Below are 19,382 nucleotides of genomic sequence, written 5' to 3'. Positions count from 1 at the left end.
GTTTAGCCAGAATGAGGTCGGATGAGTGTTATGTTTAATCGCTCAATTTATCATCTTAAGAATAATCTGTCACCCCAGCCTTATTTGTCATTTTGACAACGCTGCATCCTGGTTCCAGGAATGTAATATTTAATTGAAAATGATAACTATTAGCATATGATATCTGTTATCAAATTTCTGGCTGCGGTGAGGAAGTGATGCGCAAGTGTCTTGAAGGGGGCTGGGGGTTAATTCTGGGGAGCGGGGTGATTCTTGGCCTCGCGTTTATTGGCCTGCCATTTTCGTTATGGCGAGTGTTAACTGCGGTGGCATTGTTAAGCACTGCAGCAATGTTGTGGCACCCCCGGCTGCGGCATTTTATTTTACTCTCTTCTGCAATGGCGCTCGGGAGCGGTGCTGTGTTGCTGCTAAAAGCGATGATGACCTGGCCAGTTTTTCCCTGAACACGGGTTATTGCTGTAAAGCGTTTTAATACAGAAAGAAACAGGCATGGAAAGGCAGGCAGGGAATAACGAAACAGGGCTGCAGGGGAAATCAGGAAACTGGTGCGAGGGGAGGGACTTGAACCCTCACGTCCGAAAGGACACTAACACCTGAAGCTAGCGCGTCTACCAATTCCGCCACCTTCGCACAGTAAGAGAGATATCATTTTCGCATTGGTGCGAGGGGAGGGACTTGAACCCTCACGTCCGTAAGAACACTAACACCTGAAGCTAGCGCGTCTACCAATTCCGCCACCTTCGCGCAGTGCGAACGATATCTGTGATTATTGGTGCGAGGGGAGGGACTTGAACCCTCACGTCCGAAAGGACACTAACACCTGAAGCTAGCGCGTCTACCAATTCCGCCACCTTCGCATACCATCAACACATTAAAGTGTTGTAACCACGGAGGCGCATTCTAGTGGTTTTCTGCTATTCGTCAACTGTTAATTACATGCCGCTTTTCTGAATGGTGTAAAAAACGGCATCCGGCAACACCCCACACTTTGCGTTATTTTTTACCAGGACGCCGCAGTATGGCGCTGTAGACTTTAAAACGCCCGGTTTGGGCAATGACTTCATGGCTGCCAAAGGTCTCATCCAGCACCCTGGGGTAAGGAAGAAATGCGTTGGCAACGATACGTAATTCCCCACCAATATTCAGGTGACGCGCCGCACCGCGGATTAACTGCTGGGCTGCGTCCAGACTGGTCTGGATCCCATCATGAAACGGTGGGTTGGAGATTATCATGTCAAACCGGCCCTGGATGTCGCTAAATACATTACTTGCCAGGACCTGGCCTTCTACTTCATTAGCCAGCAGCGTGGCTTTAGTGGCTTCAATTGCCGCGGCGCTGACATCACATAATGTCAGGCGTACTTTAGGTGAGTGTGCCGCCAGTGACGCAGCCAGTACACCTGCACCACAACCGACATCCAGCACTTTGCCTTTCGTGTGTGGTGTGAAGGTGGACAGGAGCAGTTGGCTGCCTGAGTCCAGCCCGTCCCGGCTGAAAACGCCCGGGAGTGTTTTGACCGTAACGCCGTCGGCCTGGTATTCGCCCCACCAGGTATCAGGAGAAAATGCGGGCTGTTTTTCAAGTTGACCATGGTACAGACCACAACGGCGTGCACTGTCAACTTTGGTTAATGGGCAAAATGCCTCGATCATTTGTTCCGCGCTACGGATCCCGCTACGGTTTTCACCCACGACAAAAATATGGCTGCCTGTGGGGAGCAGTGCCAGCAGGTTCATTAGCTGGTAATGCGCTTCAGGCTTGTTTTTCGGCCAGTAATAAATCAGCGTATCGCAGCCGGCAACCTGTTCAGCTTCTGCATACATGCCCCAACTTGCCTGTTCACCCATTTGTGCATGTAGCTGTTGCCAGTGATGATATTGTTGAGTAAATACCCTGGCTGAGGCGCAGGGGAGTTGCGCGGGCAACATGTCTTGCAGGTCACCTGCAAATAAAATATGGCTGTCCTGAAAATCATCACTGTTGCGCAGCAGCACTTCACTGGCAGGGGTATACGCTGACATTAATTGTCTCCTTAATATTCTGAGGCGTGATTATAGTGGTTTGTTGGCGCAGATACGACGGATTTGCTATATTTGCGCCCTTCTGACGAGAAACAAGGCTACGCATGACATCCCGACGAGACTGGCAATTGCAGCAACTGGGCATCACCCAATGGGTGCTACGCCGCCCGGGCGTGTTGCAAGGTGAGGTTGCTATCACAGTGCCGTCTGCGGTGCGATTATTGATAGTCGCCCGGCCATTACCTGAATTACATAACCCTTTTATTCAGGATGTTCTGCGTAGTTTGCAACTCTCAACAGAGCAGGTCATGTTGTTACCCCCTGAACGGGTCGACATGTTGCCGTCTGGCAGCCGCTGCCATACCTGGTGGCTGGGGGCCTCATGCCCTGCGGCGTTACCCGGGGTAAATCTGTCTTCTCCCGGGCTGGATGAACTTTATCAGGACCACCAGGCGCGCCAGGCGCTGTGGAAACAAATTTGCCAACATGAACACGATCTCTTCCCTGACGCAGGCTGATCTCGCCGCCGCCTGGGCGATAGAACAACGCAGCCATGCTTTCCCATGGAGTGAAAAAACGCTCATCAGCAACCAGGGCGAGCGTTACCGTAATTTGGGTTTATGGTCCGACGGGCAACTGGTGGCCTTTGCCATAACCCAGGTTGTGCTGGATGAAGCCACACTGTTCAATATTGCCGTTGATCCTGCCTGGCAACGTAAAGGGCTGGGGCGCGAATTGCTTGAGCACCTGGTCGCAGAGCTGGAGCAGAGCGATGTGCTCACATTGTGGCTGGAAGTCCGCGAGTCGAACCTGGGTGCCCGCGCCTTATACGAGCTATTAGGTTTTAACGAAGTCACCGTGCGCCGCAATTACTATCCGTGCGCGGCCGGGCGTGAGGATGCCATTGTTATGGCTCTGCCGCTGGGGTGAATTAAAGAAGAGAATTAACGGAGCGAAGCCATGCAGTGGGACTGGATTCTGTTTGATGCCGATGAAACGCTGTTTACATTTGATGCATTCAGCGGCTTACAAAGAATGTTTCTGGATTATAGCGTTACGTTTACATCCGAAGATTTCCAGGATTATCAGGCGGTCAATAAGCCGTTGTGGGTGGATTATCAAAACGGTGCGATTAGCGCGTTACAATTACAGCACCAACGTTTCCAGGGGTGGGCCGACAAATTGCGCGTGCCGCCTGCTGAACTGAATGATGCCTTTTTAAATGCCATGGCGGAAATTTGTACACCGCTACCAGGCGCGCTTTCCCTGCTCAATGCACTGTATGGCAAGGTGAAAATGGGCATCATCACTAATGGTTTTACGGCGCTTCAGGAGCGTCGCCTGGCGCGAACTGGTACAGCGCATTTGTTTGATCTGCTGGTGATTTCTGAGCAAGTGGGTGTGGCGAAACCAGATGCTTCAATCTTCGATTATGCACTGAATAAAATGGGGAATCCGCCCCGGGAACGTGTGTTAATGGTTGGGGATACACCAGAGTCCGATATTCTTGGTGGAATTAACTCGGGTCTGGCAACTTGCTGGGTCAACAGCCATCAGCGCACTCTACCGGAAGGGATTACACCAGACTGGCAGGTGGCTACGCTTAGCGAACTGGAGCAACGCCTGTGTAAACAATGATTGTCTGGCCCGGACTGTTGGGTAAAATAGCGCACATTTTTACCAATCCTTGTGGTGTGAACACGGTTCGCGCCCTGACACAGAAGACTGAATTATGACGTTGTCTCCTTTCGAGCAAGAGGTGGCCCGCCGCCGCACTTTTGCCATTATTTCTCACCCGGATGCGGGTAAAACAACCATTACTGAAAAAGTGCTGTTGTTCGGACAGGCTATTCAGACCGCGGGGACAGTGAAAGGCCGTGGCTCCAGCCATCATGCAAAATCTGACTGGATGGAGATGGAAAAGCAGCGTGGGATTTCTATCACCACATCGGTGATGCAGTTCCCGTATCACGATTGCCTGGTTAACCTGCTTGATACCCCAGGGCACGAAGACTTCTCCGAAGATACTTACCGTACTCTGACCGCGGTGGACTGCTGCCTGATGGTGATTGATGCGGCAAAAGGTGTTGAAGACCGTACCCGTAAACTGATGGAGGTCACACGCTTGCGTGATACGCCTATCCTGACGTTTATGAACAAACTCGACCGTGATATCCGCGACCCAATGGAGTTGCTGGATGAAGTCGAAAACGAACTGAAGATCTCCTGCGCCCCTATTACCTGGCCGATTGGTTGTGGAAAATTGTTTAAAGGCGTGTATCACCTGTATAAAGACGAAACCTATCTGTATCAGAGTGGCCAGGGCCACACTATTCAGGAAGTTCGCATCGTTAAAGGCCTGGATAACCCCGAGCTGGATAAAGCAGTGGGTGAAGATCTGGCTGGTCAATTACGCGATGAACTGGAACTGGTGAAAGGGGCTTCCAATGAGTTTGATGAAGAACTGTTCCTGAGCGGTGATATTACGCCTGTGTTCTTCGGTACCGCGCTGGGTAACTTTGGTGTCGATCATATGCTCGACGGCCTGGTTTCCTGGGCCCCAACGCCAATGCCTCGCCAGACTGACCAGCGTGTTGTGGAAGCGAAAGAAGATAAATTCACCGGCTTTGTTTTCAAAATTCAGGCCAATATGGACCCGAAACACCGCGACCGTGTGGCATTTATGCGTGTTGTGTCTGGTAAGTATGAAAAGGGCATGAAGCTGCGCCAGGTGCGTACCGGCAAAGATGTGGTTATTTCTGACGCCCTGACTTTCATGGCTGGTGACCGTGCTCATGTTGAAGAAGCCTATCCTGGCGATATCCTTGGTTTGCATAACCACGGTACCATCCAGATTGGTGATACCTTCACTCAGGGTGAAAACATGAAGTTTACCGGGATCCCGAACTTCGCCCCTGAATTGTTCCGCCGTATTCGCCTGCGTGACCCGCTGAAACAAAAACAGTTGCTCAAGGGGCTGGTACAGCTTTCGGAAGAAGGTGCGGTGCAGGTGTTCCGTCCGCTTATCAACAACGATTTGATTGTTGGCGCGGTTGGTGTGCTGCAGTTTGATGTGGTTGTGGCGCGCCTGAAAAGTGAATACAACGTTGAAGCAATTTATGAGTCAGTCAACGTTGCCACTGCACGTTGGGTTGAATGCGCTGACGTGAAAAAATTCGAAGAATTTAAACGTAAAAATGAAGTACAGCTGGCTCTGGATGGGGGAGATAACCTGGCGTATATCGCACCAACCATGGTTAACCTCAACCTGACTCAGGAACGTTACCCTGACGTGACATTCCGCAAAACGCGCGAACACTAACAGGGCATTTTGCCAACCGGTGAGTGCCGGTTTTGCCAGAGCCTGGCCTGCGAAATTAACGCGGGCCAGGCTTTTTTATATCCTTTCTGTCATTGTGCTTTTTGCGCAGAATGTTCTTAAAAACCCCCGAAATCAGCCCTGTTCAGCAGTTTTTTCCGTTTATCCGATCGTTTTTTACTGCCAGTGAACTATAGTTACCCCTGATAGTAACTCTTAGTTTAAAACGCTAATAAACATGTTTATTGTGGTTTTAAATCTTGGTTAATTGTTCTTTTGTTGAATTTATTCACCATTAATGGGTTTTTTAGATGTGGTGAATAACGGCTGGTTACTACCAGCACTGGCTCAAATACTGAGCAAACATAAGGAAAGAATCGATGAAGATGACAAACAAGGTTTCTCACTCTCTGCTGGCAATTGCGTTGGGTTCTGTTCTGGTGAGTGGTGCAGCGTTCGCTGAAAGTACCACAGCCGCTAAAGCACAGACCATGGCGGATTCCGCGGGACAAAAAATCGACAGCTCTGTCACTAAAGTCGGTAATTTCATGGATGACAGTGCCATAACGGCAAAAGTGAAATCGGCTTTAATGGATAACGACTCGGTCAAAAGTACCGATATCTCCGTCGATACAGATAAAGGCGTTGTGACCCTGAGTGGGTTTGTCACCAGCCAGAAACTGGCTGAAACAGCAGTGAATGTCGCCCAGCATGTGGATGGCGTGAAATCAGTCAGTGATAAGTTGCAGGTGAAAGACAGCGATTCGCAGAGCCTGAAAGGCTATGCCGGTGATACCGCAACGACCAGCGAGATTAAGGCGAAGTTCCTGGCCGATGACATTGTTCCGTCGCGCAAAATCAAAGTGGAAACCACCCAGGGTGTGGTACTGCTGACGGGTACAGTGAATAACAGTGCACAGGCACAGCGGGCAGAAACCATTGCTAAAGCCATTGATGGCGTGAAAAGTGTCAAAAATGAACTAAAAGTTAAAGCGTAAGAGTAATAAGACGGACCCGGGCTTGCCACAGGCAGGCCCGACGCGAACCAACCAGGTGTTACTGGTGCACTGGCCGGTGGCAATCATTATTCACTTTGGGTAAGGAGCGTTTATGTTTCGTTGGGGAATTATCTTCTTAATTGTGGCAGTGATTGCGGCGGCGTTAGGCTTCGGTGGCCTGGCGGGGACTGCGGCGGGTGCTGCGAAAATCGTCTTTGTTGTCGGTATTGTTCTCTTTCTGGTCAGTCTTTTTACCGGCCGTCGGCGTCCATAGACCGGAAAGTGTGGTACAACATGGGTGAGTAAGAGCCAGTCCGGGCGACTGGCTTTTTACTGTCTGGACATTCCTTTTGTATAGCTAATCAGGCAGACCGCCCATGGGACAATATATACCGGTGACACTTGGGGATCTCTCCCCACTCTCGTTAGCACCTTTTGAACCAGGCAGAATGGCGCTGGTATGTGAAGGTGGTGGGCAGCGCGGTATTTTTACTGCCGGTGTGCTTGATGAGTTTCTGCGTGCCGGTTTTAATCCATTTGATGATTTCTACGGTACTTCTGCTGGTGCACAGAACCTGTCCTCCTGGCTGTGCGGGCAACGGGGTTATGCCTGGCGTGTTATCACCCGCTTCACCACGCAGAGAGAGTTTTTTGACCCGGTGCGCTTTGTGCGTGGCGGGCACCTTATTGACCTCGACTGGCTGGTAGACTCCACGGCGAAAACTATGCCACTGGCAATGGACCAGGCGGCCAGGCTGTTTGACCAGGGTAAACGTTTTTACCTGTGTGCCTGCCGTAGTGATGATTACACGCCAGAATATTTTACCCCTGATACAGACACCTGGCTGGACCTTATCCGTGCCTCCAGTGCGATACCGGGTTTTTACCGCAATGGCGTGACACTGAATGGTATCAGCTATCAGGATGGTGGCATTAGTGATGCTATTCCGGTACAGGAGGCTGTGCGTCGTGGAGCAAAAACTGTGGTTGTCATTCGCACGGTTCCCTCGCAAATGTATTACACACCGCAGTGGTTTCAACGCATGCAACGCTGGTTAGGTGAAAGCAGCCTGCAACCCCTGGTTAACCTGGTTCAGCACCATGAAGCCTGTTACAGCGCAACGCAGCAGTTTATTGAGTCGCCACCTGAAGGGGTCAATGTTATTGAAATATACCCGCCTGTCGCGCTGAAAAGCATGGCTCTGGGAAGCCGCCTGCCTGCGCTTCGTGCCGACTATAAAACCGGGCGGTTATGTGGGCGCTATTTCCTGGCGACTGTCGCGAAATGGTTAGGCGCGGTACATCCTCATGCAACGGAGTTGCCTGTTACGGGCAAAATCATTATTCCGGGTGAGGCGGCTAACGATATGGTGCCTGCTCACCAGGCAAATGATGACACATTTGGCCGTGATGGCTGCCTTGGGCAGGGAGACAGCGCGTGACGTACCGGTTTATCGATACCCACTGCCATTTTGATTTTCCCCCGTTTACTGGCGATGAAAAGGCCAGTCTGGCTCGTGCAGCGAACGCTGGTGTGGAAAAAATTATCGTTCCGGCAATCGGTGCCGGGCGGTTCAATACGGTACTTGCCCTGGCACGGGACTACCCGGCGGTCTATGCTGCTTTGGGTCTGCACCCCATGTATATCGAACAGCATGATGATACCGCTTTGCAGGCCTTAGAGAACGCTTTAGCCAGCCAGCCGGAAAAAGTGGTGGCTGTGGGGGAAACTGGTCTGGATGCTTACCGGGAATCACCTGATCTCCCTAAGCAGGTTGCTATGCTCCAGGCGCAGTTTGCGCTGGCAAAACGCTGGCAGTTGCCGGTTATCCTTCATTCCCGGCGCACTCACGACAAGCTGGCAATGTTATTACGCCAGGCTTCATTGCCAAAAACCGGCGTAGTACACGGGTTTTCCGGTAGTTTTGAGCAAGCGATGCGGTTTATAGAACTGGGGTATTACATTGGTGTGGGTGGCACCATCACTTACCCACGAGCGGCAAAAACGCGCAAGGCCATTAGCCGGTTGCCACTTGAAGCATTAGTACTCGAAACGGATGCGCCGGATATGCCTCTTAATGGCTGGCAGGGGCAGGCGAATCGCCCTGAGCGGGTTGCGCTGGTTTTTGACATACTTTGCCAGTTGCGTAGCGAAAATCCGGAGGAAATAGCCGATGCTGTGTGGCGAAATACTTGCGCACTTTTCCCATTAGTTGCGCAAAAAGCTTAAAAGTGTGACGTAGATCACTGTATAAGATTAACGTTTGTATTTGTTGCTTAGATAACGTGATTCATATATCAATTTAGTGATTTCCTGCCGTTATAATGCCAGCGTTTTCGACCAATAATTCTGTTAACGAATATTTCTCTTTGGCGCAGGAATCCATCTATGCAAATCCTCATGGGGTTAGTGGGCATGATCGTGTTGTTACTGATCGGCGTGCTCCTTTCAAGTAACCGTAAAGCTATTAATTTTCGTACTGTAATTGGTGCCTGGGTTATTCAGGTATTGATTGGTGCACTGGTTCTTTATGTGCCTGTTGGGCGTAAGGTGCTGTTGGCAATGTCGGAAGGCGTTGCGAAAGTGATTGCCTACGGCAATGACGGGATTTCATTCCTGTTTGGGGGCCTGGCTTCCGACAAAATGTTCGAAGTGTTTGGTAACCAGGGCTTTGTTTTTGCATTGCGCGTCCTGCCCATTATTGTCTTCTTCTCATCACTGATTGCTGTGCTGTATTACCTGGGGATCATGCAACTGGTCATCCGTATTCTCGGGGGTGGCTTGCGTTATGTGTTGAAAACCTCGCGCACTGAATCACTTTCTGCCACAGCGAATATCTTTGTTGGGCAGACTGAAGCGCCACTTGTTGTTCGGCCCTATATTGCCACAATGACACGTTCAGAGTTGTTTGCCGTAATGTGTGGTGGCCTGGCATCGGTTGCCGGTTCTGTACTGGCTGGTTATGCACAGATGGGTGTTCCACTTGAGTATTTGATTGCTGCTTCTTTCATGGCGGCTCCAGGTGGCCTGCTGTTTGCCAAACTGATAGTGCCGGAAACAGAAACTCCCCATGATGCGCCGGATCTGAAAATTGGTGAAAACGACCCTGACCGCCCGAGCAACGTGCTTGATGCTGCTGCCTCTGGTGCTTCTTCTGGTATGCAACTGGCGCTGAATGTTGGGGCTATGCTGTTAGCGTTTGTTGCGCTGATTGCGTTGCTCAACGGCATTTTGTCCGGTGTCGGTGGCTGGTTCAATCACCCGGAACTCTCCATGCAGTTGATTCTGGGCTGGGTATTTTCTCCGCTGGCCTGGATTATTGGTGTGCCGTGGAATGAAGCGACGGTTGCCGGTTCCTTTATTGGGCAGAAACTGATCATTAATGAGTTTGTTGCCTACCTGAACTTTGGCGCTTACCTGAAAGATGACGCAACTGTGGCTGCTGCAGGCCTGCAAGTGCTGTCTTCCCACACCAAAGCGATTATCTCTTTTGCACTGTGTGGTTTTGCCAACCTGTCTTCCATTGCCATTCTGATTGGTGGGTTGGGCAGTATGGCCCCTGGCCGTCGCCATGATGTCGCACGCATGGGCTTAAAGGCGGTTGCCGCCGGGACATTATCTAACCTGATGAGTGCAACCATTGCCGGGATATTCCTGTCCATGTAGCGCATTTTGTTATTTTTATAACATTTTGTGATGCCAAAAAGGCCGGAGAATAACCGGCCTTTTTCATTTTAGGTAAACGTGATTTTATCTTGTCTGTCGCATATAATTGTTGCAGGAACATCGCCAGTGTTCTCTGTTTTGCGAAACTCTGCACAAAACATGGCTGGTGATGAATGTTAGAATTTTAACATTACATATACTGCGAAACTGAAATAGTGTGGTGAGCTTAAGCTCTGATTCCGGGTGCCAGTGCCATGCTTTTCGTTGGAGACGATGATGAATGATTTAACCAGCAGCAGCCTGCGTGCACTGCACTTAATGGATTTAACCACCCTGAATGAAGACGACACGGATGAAAAAGTGATTGCGTTGTGCCGCCAGGCCAAAACACCCGTGGGGACACCAGCGGCCATTTGTATTTATCCTCGCTTTATTCCCGTAGCCCGTAAGGCGCTGAAGGCTCAGGGGACGCCGGATGTGCGGATTGCAACAGTGACCAATTTCCCCCATGGCAATGATGACATCGAGATTGCGCTGGCAGAAACCCGCGCAGCCATTGCTTATGGTGCGGATGAAGTGGATGTTGTGTTCCCTTACCGCACATTAATGGCTGGTGATGAAGATACCGGGTTTGCACTGGTTAGTGCCTGTAAAGCGGCCTGCCAGGCTGCGAATGTGTTGCTGAAAGTCATTATTGAAACCGGTGAGTTAAAAACGGAAGCGCTGATTCGCAAGGCGTCTGCCATTGCCATTAATGCCGGTGCCGACTTCATTAAGACATCTACCGGGAAAGTGCCGGTTAACGCTACCCCGGAAAGTGCACGCCTGATGATGGAAGTTATTCGGGATATGGGCGTACAGGAAACCGTGGGCTTTAAACCTGCTGGCGGCGTGCGTACCGCCGAAGATGCACAACTGTATTTGCAAATGGCTGACGACATTCTTGGTGAAAAGTGGGCAGATGCCCGCCATTTCCGCTTCGGTGCTTCCAGCCTGCTTGCCAGTTTATTAAAAGCCCTTGGTCACGGTGACGGCCAGAGCAACAGTCAATATTGATTCTTCCAGGGAGCAGGCCCGCCCTGGCTCCCTGATACCTTCAGGAGGCGACAGTGTTTCTTGCCCAGGAAATTATCCGTAAAAAACGTGATGGACACCCGCTCAGTGACGAAGAGATCCGTTTTTTTGTCAACGGGATCCGCGATAACACCGTTTCAGAAGGGCAAATCGCAGCCCTGGCGATGACCATTTTTTTCCATGATATGACGATGTCTGAGCGTGTGTCGCTGACAATGGCGATGCGGGATTCAGGCACAGTACTGGACTGGTCAGCGCTCAATTTGCATGGCCCGATTGTGGATAAACACTCCACTGGTGGTGTGGGCGATGTAACTTCTCTGATGCTTGGCCCCATGGTGGCAGCCTGCGGTGGGTATGTGCCGATGATTTCCGGGCGAGGGCTGGGCCACACTGGTGGAACTCTGGATAAACTGGAATCCATTCCGGGCTTTGATATTTACCCGGACGATACGCATTTTCGCAACATCATTTCTTCTGTTGGTGTGGCCATTATTGGGCAAACCAATTCCCTGGCTCCGGCTGACCGCCGCTTTTATGCCACCCGGGATATCACCGCAACGGTCGATTCCATTCCACTGATAACCGCATCTATTTTGGCGAAAAAGCTGGCTGAAGGGCTGGATGCGCTGGTGATGGACATCAAAGTGGGTAGTGGCGCATTTATGCCAACTTATGAACAGTCTGAAGCACTGGCCCGGGCAATTGTCTCCGTTGCGAATGGCGCAGGTGTGCGTACCACTGCTTTGCTCACGGATATGAACCAGGTGCTGGCTTCATCGGCGGGGAATGCGCTGGAAGTGCGTGAAGCTGTGCGCTTCCTTACGGGTGAGCAGCGTAATCCGCGCCTGGAGGCTGTTACCATGGCGTTGAGCGTTGAAATGCTGTTGTCGGGCAAACTGGCTGCCGATGAAGCAACCGCCCGGAAAATGCTGAATGACGTGCTGGATAACGGCAAAGCTGCAGAATGTTTTGGCCGCATGGTTGCTGCCCAGAACGGGCCTGCTGATTTCGTCGAACATTATGACCGTTACCTGCCGGAAGCCATGCTTAGCAAAGCGGTGTTTGCCGACACCAGTGGCTACGTGAGCGCGATGGATACCCGTATGCTCGGTATGGCTGTGGTTGCTTTGGGCGGTGGCCGCCATCAGGCCAGCGATGAGATTGATTACAGCGTTGGGTTATCTGATGTTGTGCGCCTGGGTGAAGAAATTGATGGCCAGCGCCCTCTGGCAATTATCCATGCGCGCGGTGAGGCGGAATGGCTGGCTGCGGCGCAAATGGTGAAAACGGCTATCACCATCGGCAGTGATCCAGTGGCTGACACCCCGGTGGTATATAGCACTATCACCCAATAACTGGCATACTGATCTGATCACTTTCTTTTAGCGCCGTCGGTTGCCAGCCGCTGGCAACGATGCAGGAGAAATTATGAAACGTGCATTCATTATGGTGCTGGACTCGTTCGGCATTGGCGCAACTGAAGATGCCGATAAATTCGGTGATGCAGGCTCAGATACTCTGGGCCATATTGCTCAGGCCTGTGCTAACGGCGAGGCAGATAAAGGCCGTCATGGCCCGCTGAACTTACCTAATTTAACTCAACTTGGCCTGGCGAAAGCCCACGAAGGTTCCACCGGGAGCCTTCCGGCTGGTATGGACGGTAATGCAGTAATTACTGGTGCATACGGCTGGGCGCATGAACTCTCTTCTGGTAAAGACACCCCGTCCGGGCACTGGGAAATAGCCGGTGTGCCTGTGTTGTTTGACTGGGGCTATTTCAGCGACGTAGAAAACAGCTTCCCCCAGAAATTGCTGGATGAACTGGTGCAACGCGCTGACCTGCCTGGTTACCTGGGTAACTGCCACTCTTCGGGCACCGTCATTCTCGACAAACTGGGTGAAGAGCATATGAAAACCGGGAAACCGATTTTCTACACCTCTGCTGACTCCGTTTTCCAGATTGCCTGCCATGAAGAAACCTTCGGTCTGCAACGCCTGTACGACTTGTGCGAAATTGCGCGTGAGGTGCTGACCAACGGGGGCTATAACATTGGCCGTGTCATTGCGCGTCCTTTTGTGGGTGAAAAAGCCGGAGCCTTTGAACGGACCGGAAACCGCCATGACCTGGCTGTCGAACCGCCGTCAGCGACTGTGTTGAAAAAGCTGGTGGATGAAAAGCAAGGCCAGGTGGTGTCTGTGGGTAAAATTGCGGATATCTATGCCAATGTGGGTATCACTAAAAAGGTGAAAGCGACCGGGCTGGATGCGTTATTTGACGCGACTCTGGCAGAAATGAAAGCGGCAGGGGATAACACCATTGTGTTTACCAACTTTGTCGATTTTGACTCTTCCTGGGGGCACCGCCGTGATGTGGCCGGGTATGCTGCCGGTCTGGAACTGTTCGACCGCCGTTTGCCTGAGTTACTGGCTTTATTGGAAGGGGATGATCTCCTGATCCTGACAGCCGATCATGGTTGCGACCCAACCTGGGCTGGTACTGATCATACTCGCGAGCACATTCCGGTATTAATTGCCGGCCCACGTGTGCAACCTGGTTCTTTGGGGCACCGCGAAACCTTTGCCGATATCGGGCAGACACTGGCCCACTATTTTGGTACCTCTGCCATGGACTATGGCAAAAATATGTTGTGAGTGACGGTAGCTGTGGGCGGGGACGAACCGCCCATGTCAGAATGCTGTGCCAGTAGCAGCCTGCTGCACCCTGTGCCTGGTTTTGACAAGTGACCTTCTTAACGCTGACTACTGATTAAGGAATATAACAATGGCAACGCCACATATTAATGCAGAAATGGGTGATTTCGCTGACGTCGTTTTGATGCCGGGTGACCCGCTGCGTGCCAAACACATTGCTGAAACCTTCCTGGAAGATGTGCGGGAAGTGAATAATGTTCGCGGTATGTTAGGTTTTACTGGCACTTATAAAGGCCGCAAAATCTCCGTAATGGGCCATGGTATGGGGATCCCATCCTGCTCTATTTACACCAAAGAGCTGATAACAGAGTTTGGTGTGAAGAAAATTATCCGTGTCGGCTCATGTGGTGCTGTGCGCCAGGACGTCCATTTGCGTGATGTCGTCATTGGTATGGGCGCCAGTACGGACTCCAAAGTAAACCGCATTCGTTTTAAAGACCATGATTTTGCAGCGCTGGCCGATTTTGACATGGTGCGTAATGCGGTTGACGCCGCAAAAGCGTTAGGTGTGGATGCCCGGGTTGGTAATTTGTTTTCAGCTGACTTGTTCTACTCTCCGGACCCTTCCATGTTTGATGTGATGGAGCAATACGGAATCCTGGGCGTGGAAATGGAAGCGGCTGGTATTTATGGTGTTGCCGCGGAGTTTGGCGCGAAAGCGCTGGCGATTTGTACGGTGTCTGACCATATCCGTACTCACGAGCAAACTACCGCAGAAGAACGCCAGACTACCTTTAATGACATGATAAAGATTGCCCTGGAATCGGTACTGCTGGGCGATAAAGCCTGATAACGTACTGTTGCTTTTTGTTGTGCCAGTTTGTCTGGCACAACAACTTCTTAGCTGTTCCCCACTTTGTTCACGCCACTTCTCTGTTCCTGGAAAATACCTGATGCATGGCACACATAGTGCCCGCCACTTAAGGTTTGTCTTTCCCTTCTGGCGTATCGTTATCTTCTTCTTTTACCGACTTACTGGCAGTAAGCAGGAACGGCGATTGCTGCCAGCGTGTACGTTTACCCTGCAATAAGATACGGGCGAGAATAATGCCAATGGCGACACATAACAGCATCATCAGGCGTAAAATATTGGTTGTGTTATCTACCTGGCGTGCGTCGGTTGGCAGGGAGTGGGTGTCGAGCGTTAAACGCAAATAGCCCAGTAGCGTGTTTTTGTCTTCAACGGGCTGGACGATTTGTTGGTTGAAATAACTGCCTGCCTTTTTTCCATCTAAAGCCAGCCTGTCTCGCACATTGACATTTTCCCCAGCCTTGACGATTAAATTTCCTTGCGAATCGTAGACACCTGCATCGAGAATACGCCCTTGCTGGGTTAAATTACGCAAAATGACTGCAATATGTTTTTCATCCGGGGCATCCCCTTTGAGCAGGGGGACCAGGCGGTAACTGACCTGTATTGCCAGGGTGTTAGCCAGCTCTTCAAATTGCAAATTACGGGTTTTTTGGTGGCTCTGGCTGAACCACGACGCGCCTTGCATTAATGCAACCAGCAAGGCCAGGCAAATTAAGATAATTAATGTACGATGCACACGGAATTTCAGTTTAGCCAGTGCCATAACTCACCTATTGAAAAATTGCTGTCTGCATGTTGCCAGAAGCAGGCATCACAGGGTAGCCTCATGCGTTGTTTTATTCCGGCATGAATTCGATTTTTACAGGAGCTGTAATGCCAAATAGCCTGACATGGTGCGATTTGCCCAACGATGTTTCCTTGTGGCCCGGACTGCCGCTTTCGCTCAGTGGCGATGAAGTGATGCCGCTGGATTACCGCGCTGGCCGGACTGGCTGGCTCCTGTATGGGCGCGGCCTGGATAAAAATAGTCTGACCAAATATCAGCGTAAGCTGGGCGCCGCTATGGTGATTGTCTCCGCCTGGGATGTTGAAGAGTATCAGGTGGTTCGCCTTGCGGGCTCACTGACTCCCAGAGCGACCAAACTGGCCCATGAGGCCGGTCTGGATGTCGCGCCCCTGGGTAAATTACCTAACCTGCGTGTTCCCGGGTTGCTGGTTATGGATATGGACTCAACCGCCATCCAGATTGAGTGTATTGATGAAATTGCCAAACTGGCTGGTACTGGCGAACAAGTCGCGGCAGTTACAGAGCGCGCCATGCGTGGCGAACTGGATTTCGCCGCCAGCTTGCGCGAGCGTGTAGGCACACTGAAAGGTGCCGATGCCGGTATCCTTCAGCAAGTGCTGGATACCTTGCCGCTGATGCCCGGGCTGACTGCTATGGTGGCGAAACTGCACGCCTTTGGCTGGCAGGTTGCCATTGCTTCCGGTGGCTTTACCTTTTTTGCCGATCACCTGAAAAATCAACTGAACTTATGCGCTGCGGTGGCAAACCAAATGGGGATTGCCCAGGGTAAGCTTACCGGAGAAGTGGTTGGCCCAATTGTGGATGCACGCTATAAAGCCGATACCCTCAAGCAGCTTGCTGATACCTGGAACATCGACCCTGCGCAAACTGTGGCAATTGGCGATGGCGCCAACGATCTATTAATGATTAAAGCGGCCGGGCTGGGGATTGCTTACCACGCTAAGCCAAAAGTGAATGAGAAAACGGAAGTGACTATCCGCCATGCGGATCTTCTCGGGGTATTCTGTATTCTTTCTGGCAGCCTGAAGCAGGAATAACCCGGCAGTAACAAGAGTGAGGTAATGTGGTGGCAAAAGCACCGAAAAGAGCGTTTGTCTGTAATGAGTGTGGTGCGGATTACCCGCGCTGGCAGGGGCAGTGCAGTGCATGCCATGCCTGGAATACCATTACCGAGGTGCGAATAGCGGCATCGCCTCAGGTTGCCCGCAATGAAAAACTGTCAGGCTATGCGGGCAATGCTGGTGTCAGTAAAGTGCAGAAGCTGTCGGAAATCAGTCTTGAGGAGCTCCCTCGTTTCTCTACGGGCTTTAAAGAGTTCGACCGGGTTTTGGGGGGGGGTGTGGTGCCGGGAAGCGCCATTTTAATCGGCGGTAATCCTGGTGCCGGGAAATCCACCCTGTTGCTGCAAACCCTGTGCAAACTCGCTGAACAAATGAAAACGCTGTATGTCACCGGGGAAGAGTCGCTCCAGCAGGTGGCCATGCGTGCCCATCGCCTGGGGTTGCCTGGCAGCAATCTGAATATGCTGTCAGAAACCAGCATTGAACAGATTTGCCTGGTGGCTGACCAGGAGCAGCCAAAACTGATGGTTATCGACTCCATTCAGGTTATGCATATGGCGGATGTTCAGTCATCACCAGGCAGTGTGGCTCAGGTGCGGGAAACGGCTGCGTATTTGACGCGCTATGCGAAGATGCGTGGTGTGGCAGTGATTATGGTGGGCCATGTCACCAAAGATGGCTCACTGGCCGGCCCAAAAGTGCTGGAACACTGTATTGACTGTTCTGTGTTGCTGGATGGCGATGCAGACTCGCGTTTTCGTACACTGCGTAGCCACAAAAACCGTTTCGGTGCTGTGAATGAGTTGGGCGTTTTTGCCATGACCGAGCAGGGGATGCGCGAAGTGAGCAACCCATCAGCGATTTTCCTTAGCCGGGGCGATGAGCTGACTTCAGGCAGTTCTGTGATGGTGGTTTGGGAAGGAACCCGGCCTTTACTGGTAGAAATTCAGGCGCTGGTGGATCAGTCTATGATGTCTAACCCCCGGCGTGTGGCTGTAGGGCTTGAGCAAAACCGCCTGGCCATTCTGCTTGCGGTGCTGCACCGCCATGGTGGTTTACAAATGGCAGACCAGGATGTGTTTGTTAATGTGGTGGGCGGCGTAAAAGTAGCGGAAACCAGTGTGGATTTAGCACTGTTGCTGGCGATTGTCTCCAGCCTGAGAGACCGCCCTTTGCCGCAAGACCTGGTGGTGTTTGGTGAAGTTGGCCTTTCCGGGGAGATTCGCCCGGTACCGAGTGGGCAGGAGCGTATCACCGAAGCGTCTAAACATGGTTTCCGCCGGGCGATTGTTCCCTACGCCAATGTTCCAAAACGCCCGCCTGCGGGAATGGAAATCTTCGGTGTAAAAAAACTGGCGGATGCGCTGTCTGTATTTGATGATTTATTTGTCACATAACAACACCGGTGGTTGCTTCTTTTGGTAGCCCACCAGGTTTCAGCCCCGCGATTCAACAGGTAGTGGGCTGAAACCGAACCTGGTTATTCTTACTTGTTCCTGCGTATATTACACAGAGGCAGGTATCCCCGGAGATTGCAGGAGGCAACGCTTGTCATCGTTTGAATATTTAAAACACGCTATTCGCCAGAAGGGCTGCACACTCCAGCAAGTCGCTGATGCCAGTGGCATGACGAAAGGCTATTTGAGCCAATTATTAAACGCCAAAATCAAAAGCCCCAGTGCCCAAAAGCTGGAGGCTTTGCACCGGTTCCTTAGCCTGGAATTCCCCCGTGTAGAGAAGCGTGTTGGGGTAGTATTTGGCAAGTTTTACCCTCTGCACACTGGCCATATCTATTTAATTCAGCGCGCCTGTAGCCAGGTTGATGAGCTGCATATCATTATGGGTTATGACGAAACGCGTGATCGCGAGCTGTTTGAAGCCAGTGCGATGTCGCAACAGCCCACTATCAGTGACCGTTTGCGCTGGTTGCTGCAAACCTTTAAGTATCAGAAAAATATCCACATTCATGCGTTTAATGAAGAGGGCATGGAGCCTTATCCCTGGGGTTGGGATGTCTGGAGTGCTGGTATTAAAGCGTTTATGGACAGTGAAGGTATTTTCCCGGACCAAATTTATACTTCAGAAGCCTCAGATGCACCGCAGTACCTGGAACATTTAGGGATCAATACGGTGCTGGTGGATCCTGACCGCACATTTATGAACATCAGTGGCGGCCAAATTCGTGAAAACCCGTTCCGCTTCTGGGATTACATCCCTACTGAAGTAAAACCCTTTTTTGTGCGCACTGTGGCTATTTTGGGCGGCGAGTCCAGCGGGAAATCCACCATGGTGAACAAACTGGCTAATATCTTCAATACCACCAGTGCCTGGGAATTTGGCCGCGAGTATGTCTTCTCTCATTTGGGGGGAGATGGCCGGGCATTGCAATATACTGACTATGATAAGATTGCCATTGGCCATTCTCAATATGTTGATTTTGCAGTTAAATATGCCAATAAAGTGGTGTTTATTGATACTGACTTCGTTACTATTCAGGCCTTTTGCAAGGCAAATGAAGGGCGGGAACACCCTTTTGTGCAGGCGATGATTGATGAATACCGGTTTGACCTGGTGATTTTGCTGGAAAACAACATGCCATGGGTGGCAGGGGATTTTCGCCGTTCCGGGAGTAGTAGTGAACGCGAGCGTAAGGCTTTTCAGGCACAGTTAGTGTCTATGCTGCAGGAAAATGGCATTGTTTATGCTCATGTTGATGAGACAGACTACGATACGCGCTTTCTACGTTGTGTCAGCCTGGTGCGCCAGTTGATGGGTGAAGAGAGTGGGCAATAAAACACACGGCTGTTTCTGAGCCAGTATCCCGGTGGCAGCCATACTCGGAACTTGCTCACAACGAAAACCAACGGTGACAACAAAGAAAACAGCCACCTGTGTAAGGTGGCT

The 19,382-nt window shown here is 51.3% G+C and carries 19 protein-coding genes and 3 tRNA genes; 17 read left to right on the top strand and 5 right to left on the bottom strand.

Features of this window, described 5'->3' with window-relative positions; all coding sequences use genetic code 11:
- Positions 1-197 precede the first annotated feature (197 nt).
- A complete protein-coding gene (locus DT73_RS07595) occupies positions 198-443 on the top strand; it encodes a DUF1435 family protein (protein WP_072006916.1) in 246 nt (81 codons plus the stop codon).
- 100 nt (positions 444-543) lie between these two features.
- Here the strand turns inward: DT73_RS07595 and DT73_RS07590 are convergent.
- The 4 genes from DT73_RS07590 to rsmC form a co-directional block, all read right to left on the bottom strand.
- Positions 544-630: transfer RNA gene (locus tag DT73_RS07590), tRNA-Leu, on the bottom strand.
- A gap of 27 nt (positions 631-657) precedes the next feature.
- Positions 658-744 (bottom strand) — tRNA-Leu (locus DT73_RS07585).
- Positions 745-770: 26 nt separating this feature from the next.
- Positions 771-857 (bottom strand) — tRNA-Leu (locus DT73_RS07580).
- 136 nt (positions 858-993) lie between these two features.
- Positions 994-2,022 carry a 16S rRNA (guanine(1207)-N(2))-methyltransferase RsmC gene (rsmC, locus tag DT73_RS07575; protein ID WP_036106451.1) on the bottom strand — a complete coding sequence of 343 codons (1,029 nt, stop codon included), beginning with the start codon at positions 2,020-2,022 and terminating at the stop codon, positions 994-996.
- A 104-nt stretch (positions 2,023-2,126) separates the two neighbouring features.
- Here rsmC and DT73_RS07570 point away from each other — a divergent pair, with 104 nt between their 5' ends.
- The 13 genes from DT73_RS07570 (at position 2,127) to deoD (ending at position 14,585) form a co-directional block, all read left to right on the top strand.
- A complete protein-coding gene (locus tag DT73_RS07570; RefSeq protein ID WP_036106447.1) occupies positions 2,127-2,540 on the top strand; it encodes a DNA polymerase III subunit psi in 414 nt (137 codons plus the stop codon).
- Positions 2,509-2,952: a ribosomal protein S18-alanine N-acetyltransferase gene (gene rimI / locus DT73_RS07565; protein WP_036106444.1), complete on the top strand. Its 444-nt coding sequence runs from the start codon at positions 2,509-2,511 to the stop codon at positions 2,950-2,952. Before DT73_RS07570 ends, rimI begins: the two co-directional genes overlap by 32 nt.
- Positions 2,953-2,982: 30 nt before the next feature.
- Positions 2,983-3,660 (top strand): pyrimidine 5'-nucleotidase, encoded by a 678-nt coding sequence (gene yjjG, locus DT73_RS07560; RefSeq protein WP_036106440.1) that lies wholly within the window; start codon positions 2,983-2,985, stop codon positions 3,658-3,660.
- Positions 3,661-3,754: 94 nt separating this feature from the next.
- Positions 3,755-5,344 carry a peptide chain release factor 3 gene (prfC, locus tag DT73_RS07555; protein ID WP_036106437.1) on the top strand — a complete coding sequence of 530 codons (1,590 nt, stop codon included), beginning with the start codon at positions 3,755-3,757 and terminating at the stop codon, positions 5,342-5,344.
- 377 nt (positions 5,345-5,721) lie between these two features.
- Positions 5,722-6,339 carry a molecular chaperone OsmY gene (gene osmY / locus DT73_RS07550; protein WP_036106434.1) on the top strand — a complete coding sequence of 206 codons (618 nt, stop codon included), beginning with the start codon at positions 5,722-5,724 and terminating at the stop codon, positions 6,337-6,339.
- A 112-nt stretch (positions 6,340-6,451) separates the two neighbouring features.
- Positions 6,452-6,613 (top strand): DUF1328 domain-containing protein, encoded by a 162-nt coding sequence (locus tag DT73_RS25435; protein WP_072006915.1) that lies wholly within the window; start codon positions 6,452-6,454, stop codon positions 6,611-6,613.
- Positions 6,614-6,716: 103 nt separating this feature from the next.
- Entirely contained in the window at positions 6,717-7,781 is a 1,065-nt protein-coding gene (locus DT73_RS07545) for a patatin family protein (RefSeq protein ID WP_051691295.1), read from the top strand.
- Entirely contained in the window at positions 7,778-8,569 is a 792-nt protein-coding gene (locus DT73_RS07540; protein WP_036106432.1) for a TatD family hydrolase, read from the top strand. Before DT73_RS07545 ends, DT73_RS07540 begins: the two co-directional genes overlap by 4 nt.
- A gap of 159 nt (positions 8,570-8,728) precedes the next feature.
- Positions 8,729-10,006 carry a NupC/NupG family nucleoside CNT transporter gene (locus DT73_RS07535; RefSeq protein WP_036106429.1) on the top strand — a complete coding sequence of 426 codons (1,278 nt, stop codon included), beginning with the start codon at positions 8,729-8,731 and terminating at the stop codon, positions 10,004-10,006.
- Positions 10,007-10,282: 276 nt separating this feature from the next.
- Complete coding sequence (gene deoC, locus DT73_RS07530) at positions 10,283-11,062, top strand: deoxyribose-phosphate aldolase (RefSeq protein ID WP_036106423.1); 780 nt, start codon at positions 10,283-10,285, stop codon at positions 11,060-11,062.
- 53 nt (positions 11,063-11,115) lie between these two features.
- Positions 11,116-12,438, top strand: coding sequence for a thymidine phosphorylase (gene deoA / locus DT73_RS07525; RefSeq protein WP_036106420.1), 1,323 nt, complete (start codon positions 11,116-11,118; stop codon positions 12,436-12,438).
- 73 nt (positions 12,439-12,511) lie between these two features.
- Positions 12,512-13,735 carry a phosphopentomutase gene (deoB, locus tag DT73_RS07520; RefSeq protein ID WP_036106418.1) on the top strand — a complete coding sequence of 408 codons (1,224 nt, stop codon included), beginning with the start codon at positions 12,512-12,514 and terminating at the stop codon, positions 13,733-13,735.
- 130 nt (positions 13,736-13,865) lie between these two features.
- Positions 13,866-14,585 (top strand): purine-nucleoside phosphorylase, encoded by a 720-nt coding sequence (deoD, locus tag DT73_RS07515; protein ID WP_036106415.1) that lies wholly within the window; start codon positions 13,866-13,868, stop codon positions 14,583-14,585.
- Between the two features lie 130 nt (positions 14,586-14,715).
- Here the strand turns inward: deoD and DT73_RS07510 are convergent, their stop codons facing one another.
- Positions 14,716-15,372: a YtjB family periplasmic protein gene (locus DT73_RS07510; protein ID WP_036106412.1), complete on the bottom strand. Its 657-nt coding sequence runs from the start codon at positions 15,370-15,372 to the stop codon at positions 14,716-14,718.
- A gap of 110 nt (positions 15,373-15,482) precedes the next feature.
- Between DT73_RS07510 and serB the strand changes: the two genes are divergently transcribed.
- The 3 genes from serB (at position 15,483) to nadR (ending at position 19,271) form a co-directional block, all read left to right on the top strand.
- Entirely contained in the window at positions 15,483-16,454 is a 972-nt protein-coding gene (gene serB, locus DT73_RS07505) for a phosphoserine phosphatase (protein ID WP_036106410.1), read from the top strand.
- A 29-nt stretch (positions 16,455-16,483) separates the two neighbouring features.
- On the top strand, positions 16,484-17,875 hold the full coding sequence (radA, locus tag DT73_RS07500; protein WP_036106890.1) for a DNA repair protein RadA: 1,392 nt from the start codon (positions 16,484-16,486) through the stop codon (positions 17,873-17,875).
- Between the two features lie 151 nt (positions 17,876-18,026).
- A complete protein-coding gene (gene nadR, locus DT73_RS07495) occupies positions 18,027-19,271 on the top strand; it encodes a multifunctional transcriptional regulator/nicotinamide-nucleotide adenylyltransferase/ribosylnicotinamide kinase NadR (protein WP_036106407.1) in 1,245 nt (414 codons plus the stop codon).
- Positions 19,272-19,382 lie beyond the last annotated feature (111 nt).

The sequence above is a fragment of the Mangrovibacter sp. MFB070 genome, assembly GCF_000705335.1.
Lineage (GTDB): Bacteria > Pseudomonadota > Gammaproteobacteria > Enterobacterales > Enterobacteriaceae > Mangrovibacter > Mangrovibacter plantisponsor.
This window is presented reverse-complemented; position numbering and strand designations above follow the sequence as displayed.

Bases quoted from the DNA above. Each gene is read 5' to 3' on its own strand.
- DT73_RS07595 (WP_072006916.1), top strand. From the start codon at position 198: ATGCGCAAGTGTCTTGAAGGGGGCTGGGGGTTAATTCTGGGGAGCGGG.
- rsmC (WP_036106451.1), bottom strand. From the start codon at position 2,022: ATGTCAGCGTATACCCCTGCCAGTGAAGTGCTGCTGCGCAACAGTGAT.
- DT73_RS07570 (WP_036106447.1), top strand. From the start codon at position 2,127: ATGACATCCCGACGAGACTGGCAATTGCAGCAACTGGGCATCACCCAA.
- rimI (WP_036106444.1), top strand. From the start codon at position 2,509: ATGAACACGATCTCTTCCCTGACGCAGGCTGATCTCGCCGCCGCCTGG.
- yjjG (WP_036106440.1), top strand. From the start codon at position 2,983: ATGCAGTGGGACTGGATTCTGTTTGATGCCGATGAAACGCTGTTTACA.
- prfC (WP_036106437.1), top strand. From the start codon at position 3,755: ATGACGTTGTCTCCTTTCGAGCAAGAGGTGGCCCGCCGCCGCACTTTT.
- osmY (WP_036106434.1), top strand. From the start codon at position 5,722: ATGAAGATGACAAACAAGGTTTCTCACTCTCTGCTGGCAATTGCGTTG.
- DT73_RS25435 (WP_072006915.1), top strand. From the start codon at position 6,452: ATGTTTCGTTGGGGAATTATCTTCTTAATTGTGGCAGTGATTGCGGCG.
- DT73_RS07545 (WP_051691295.1), top strand. From the start codon at position 6,717: ATGGGACAATATATACCGGTGACACTTGGGGATCTCTCCCCACTCTCG.
- DT73_RS07535 (WP_036106429.1), top strand. From the start codon at position 8,729: ATGCAAATCCTCATGGGGTTAGTGGGCATGATCGTGTTGTTACTGATC.
- deoC (WP_036106423.1), top strand. From the start codon at position 10,283: ATGAATGATTTAACCAGCAGCAGCCTGCGTGCACTGCACTTAATGGAT.
- deoB (WP_036106418.1), top strand. From the start codon at position 12,512: ATGAAACGTGCATTCATTATGGTGCTGGACTCGTTCGGCATTGGCGCA.
- deoD (WP_036106415.1), top strand. From the start codon at position 13,866: ATGGCAACGCCACATATTAATGCAGAAATGGGTGATTTCGCTGACGTC.
- DT73_RS07510 (WP_036106412.1), bottom strand. From the start codon at position 15,372: ATGGCACTGGCTAAACTGAAATTCCGTGTGCATCGTACATTAATTATC.
- serB (WP_036106410.1), top strand. From the start codon at position 15,483: ATGCCAAATAGCCTGACATGGTGCGATTTGCCCAACGATGTTTCCTTG.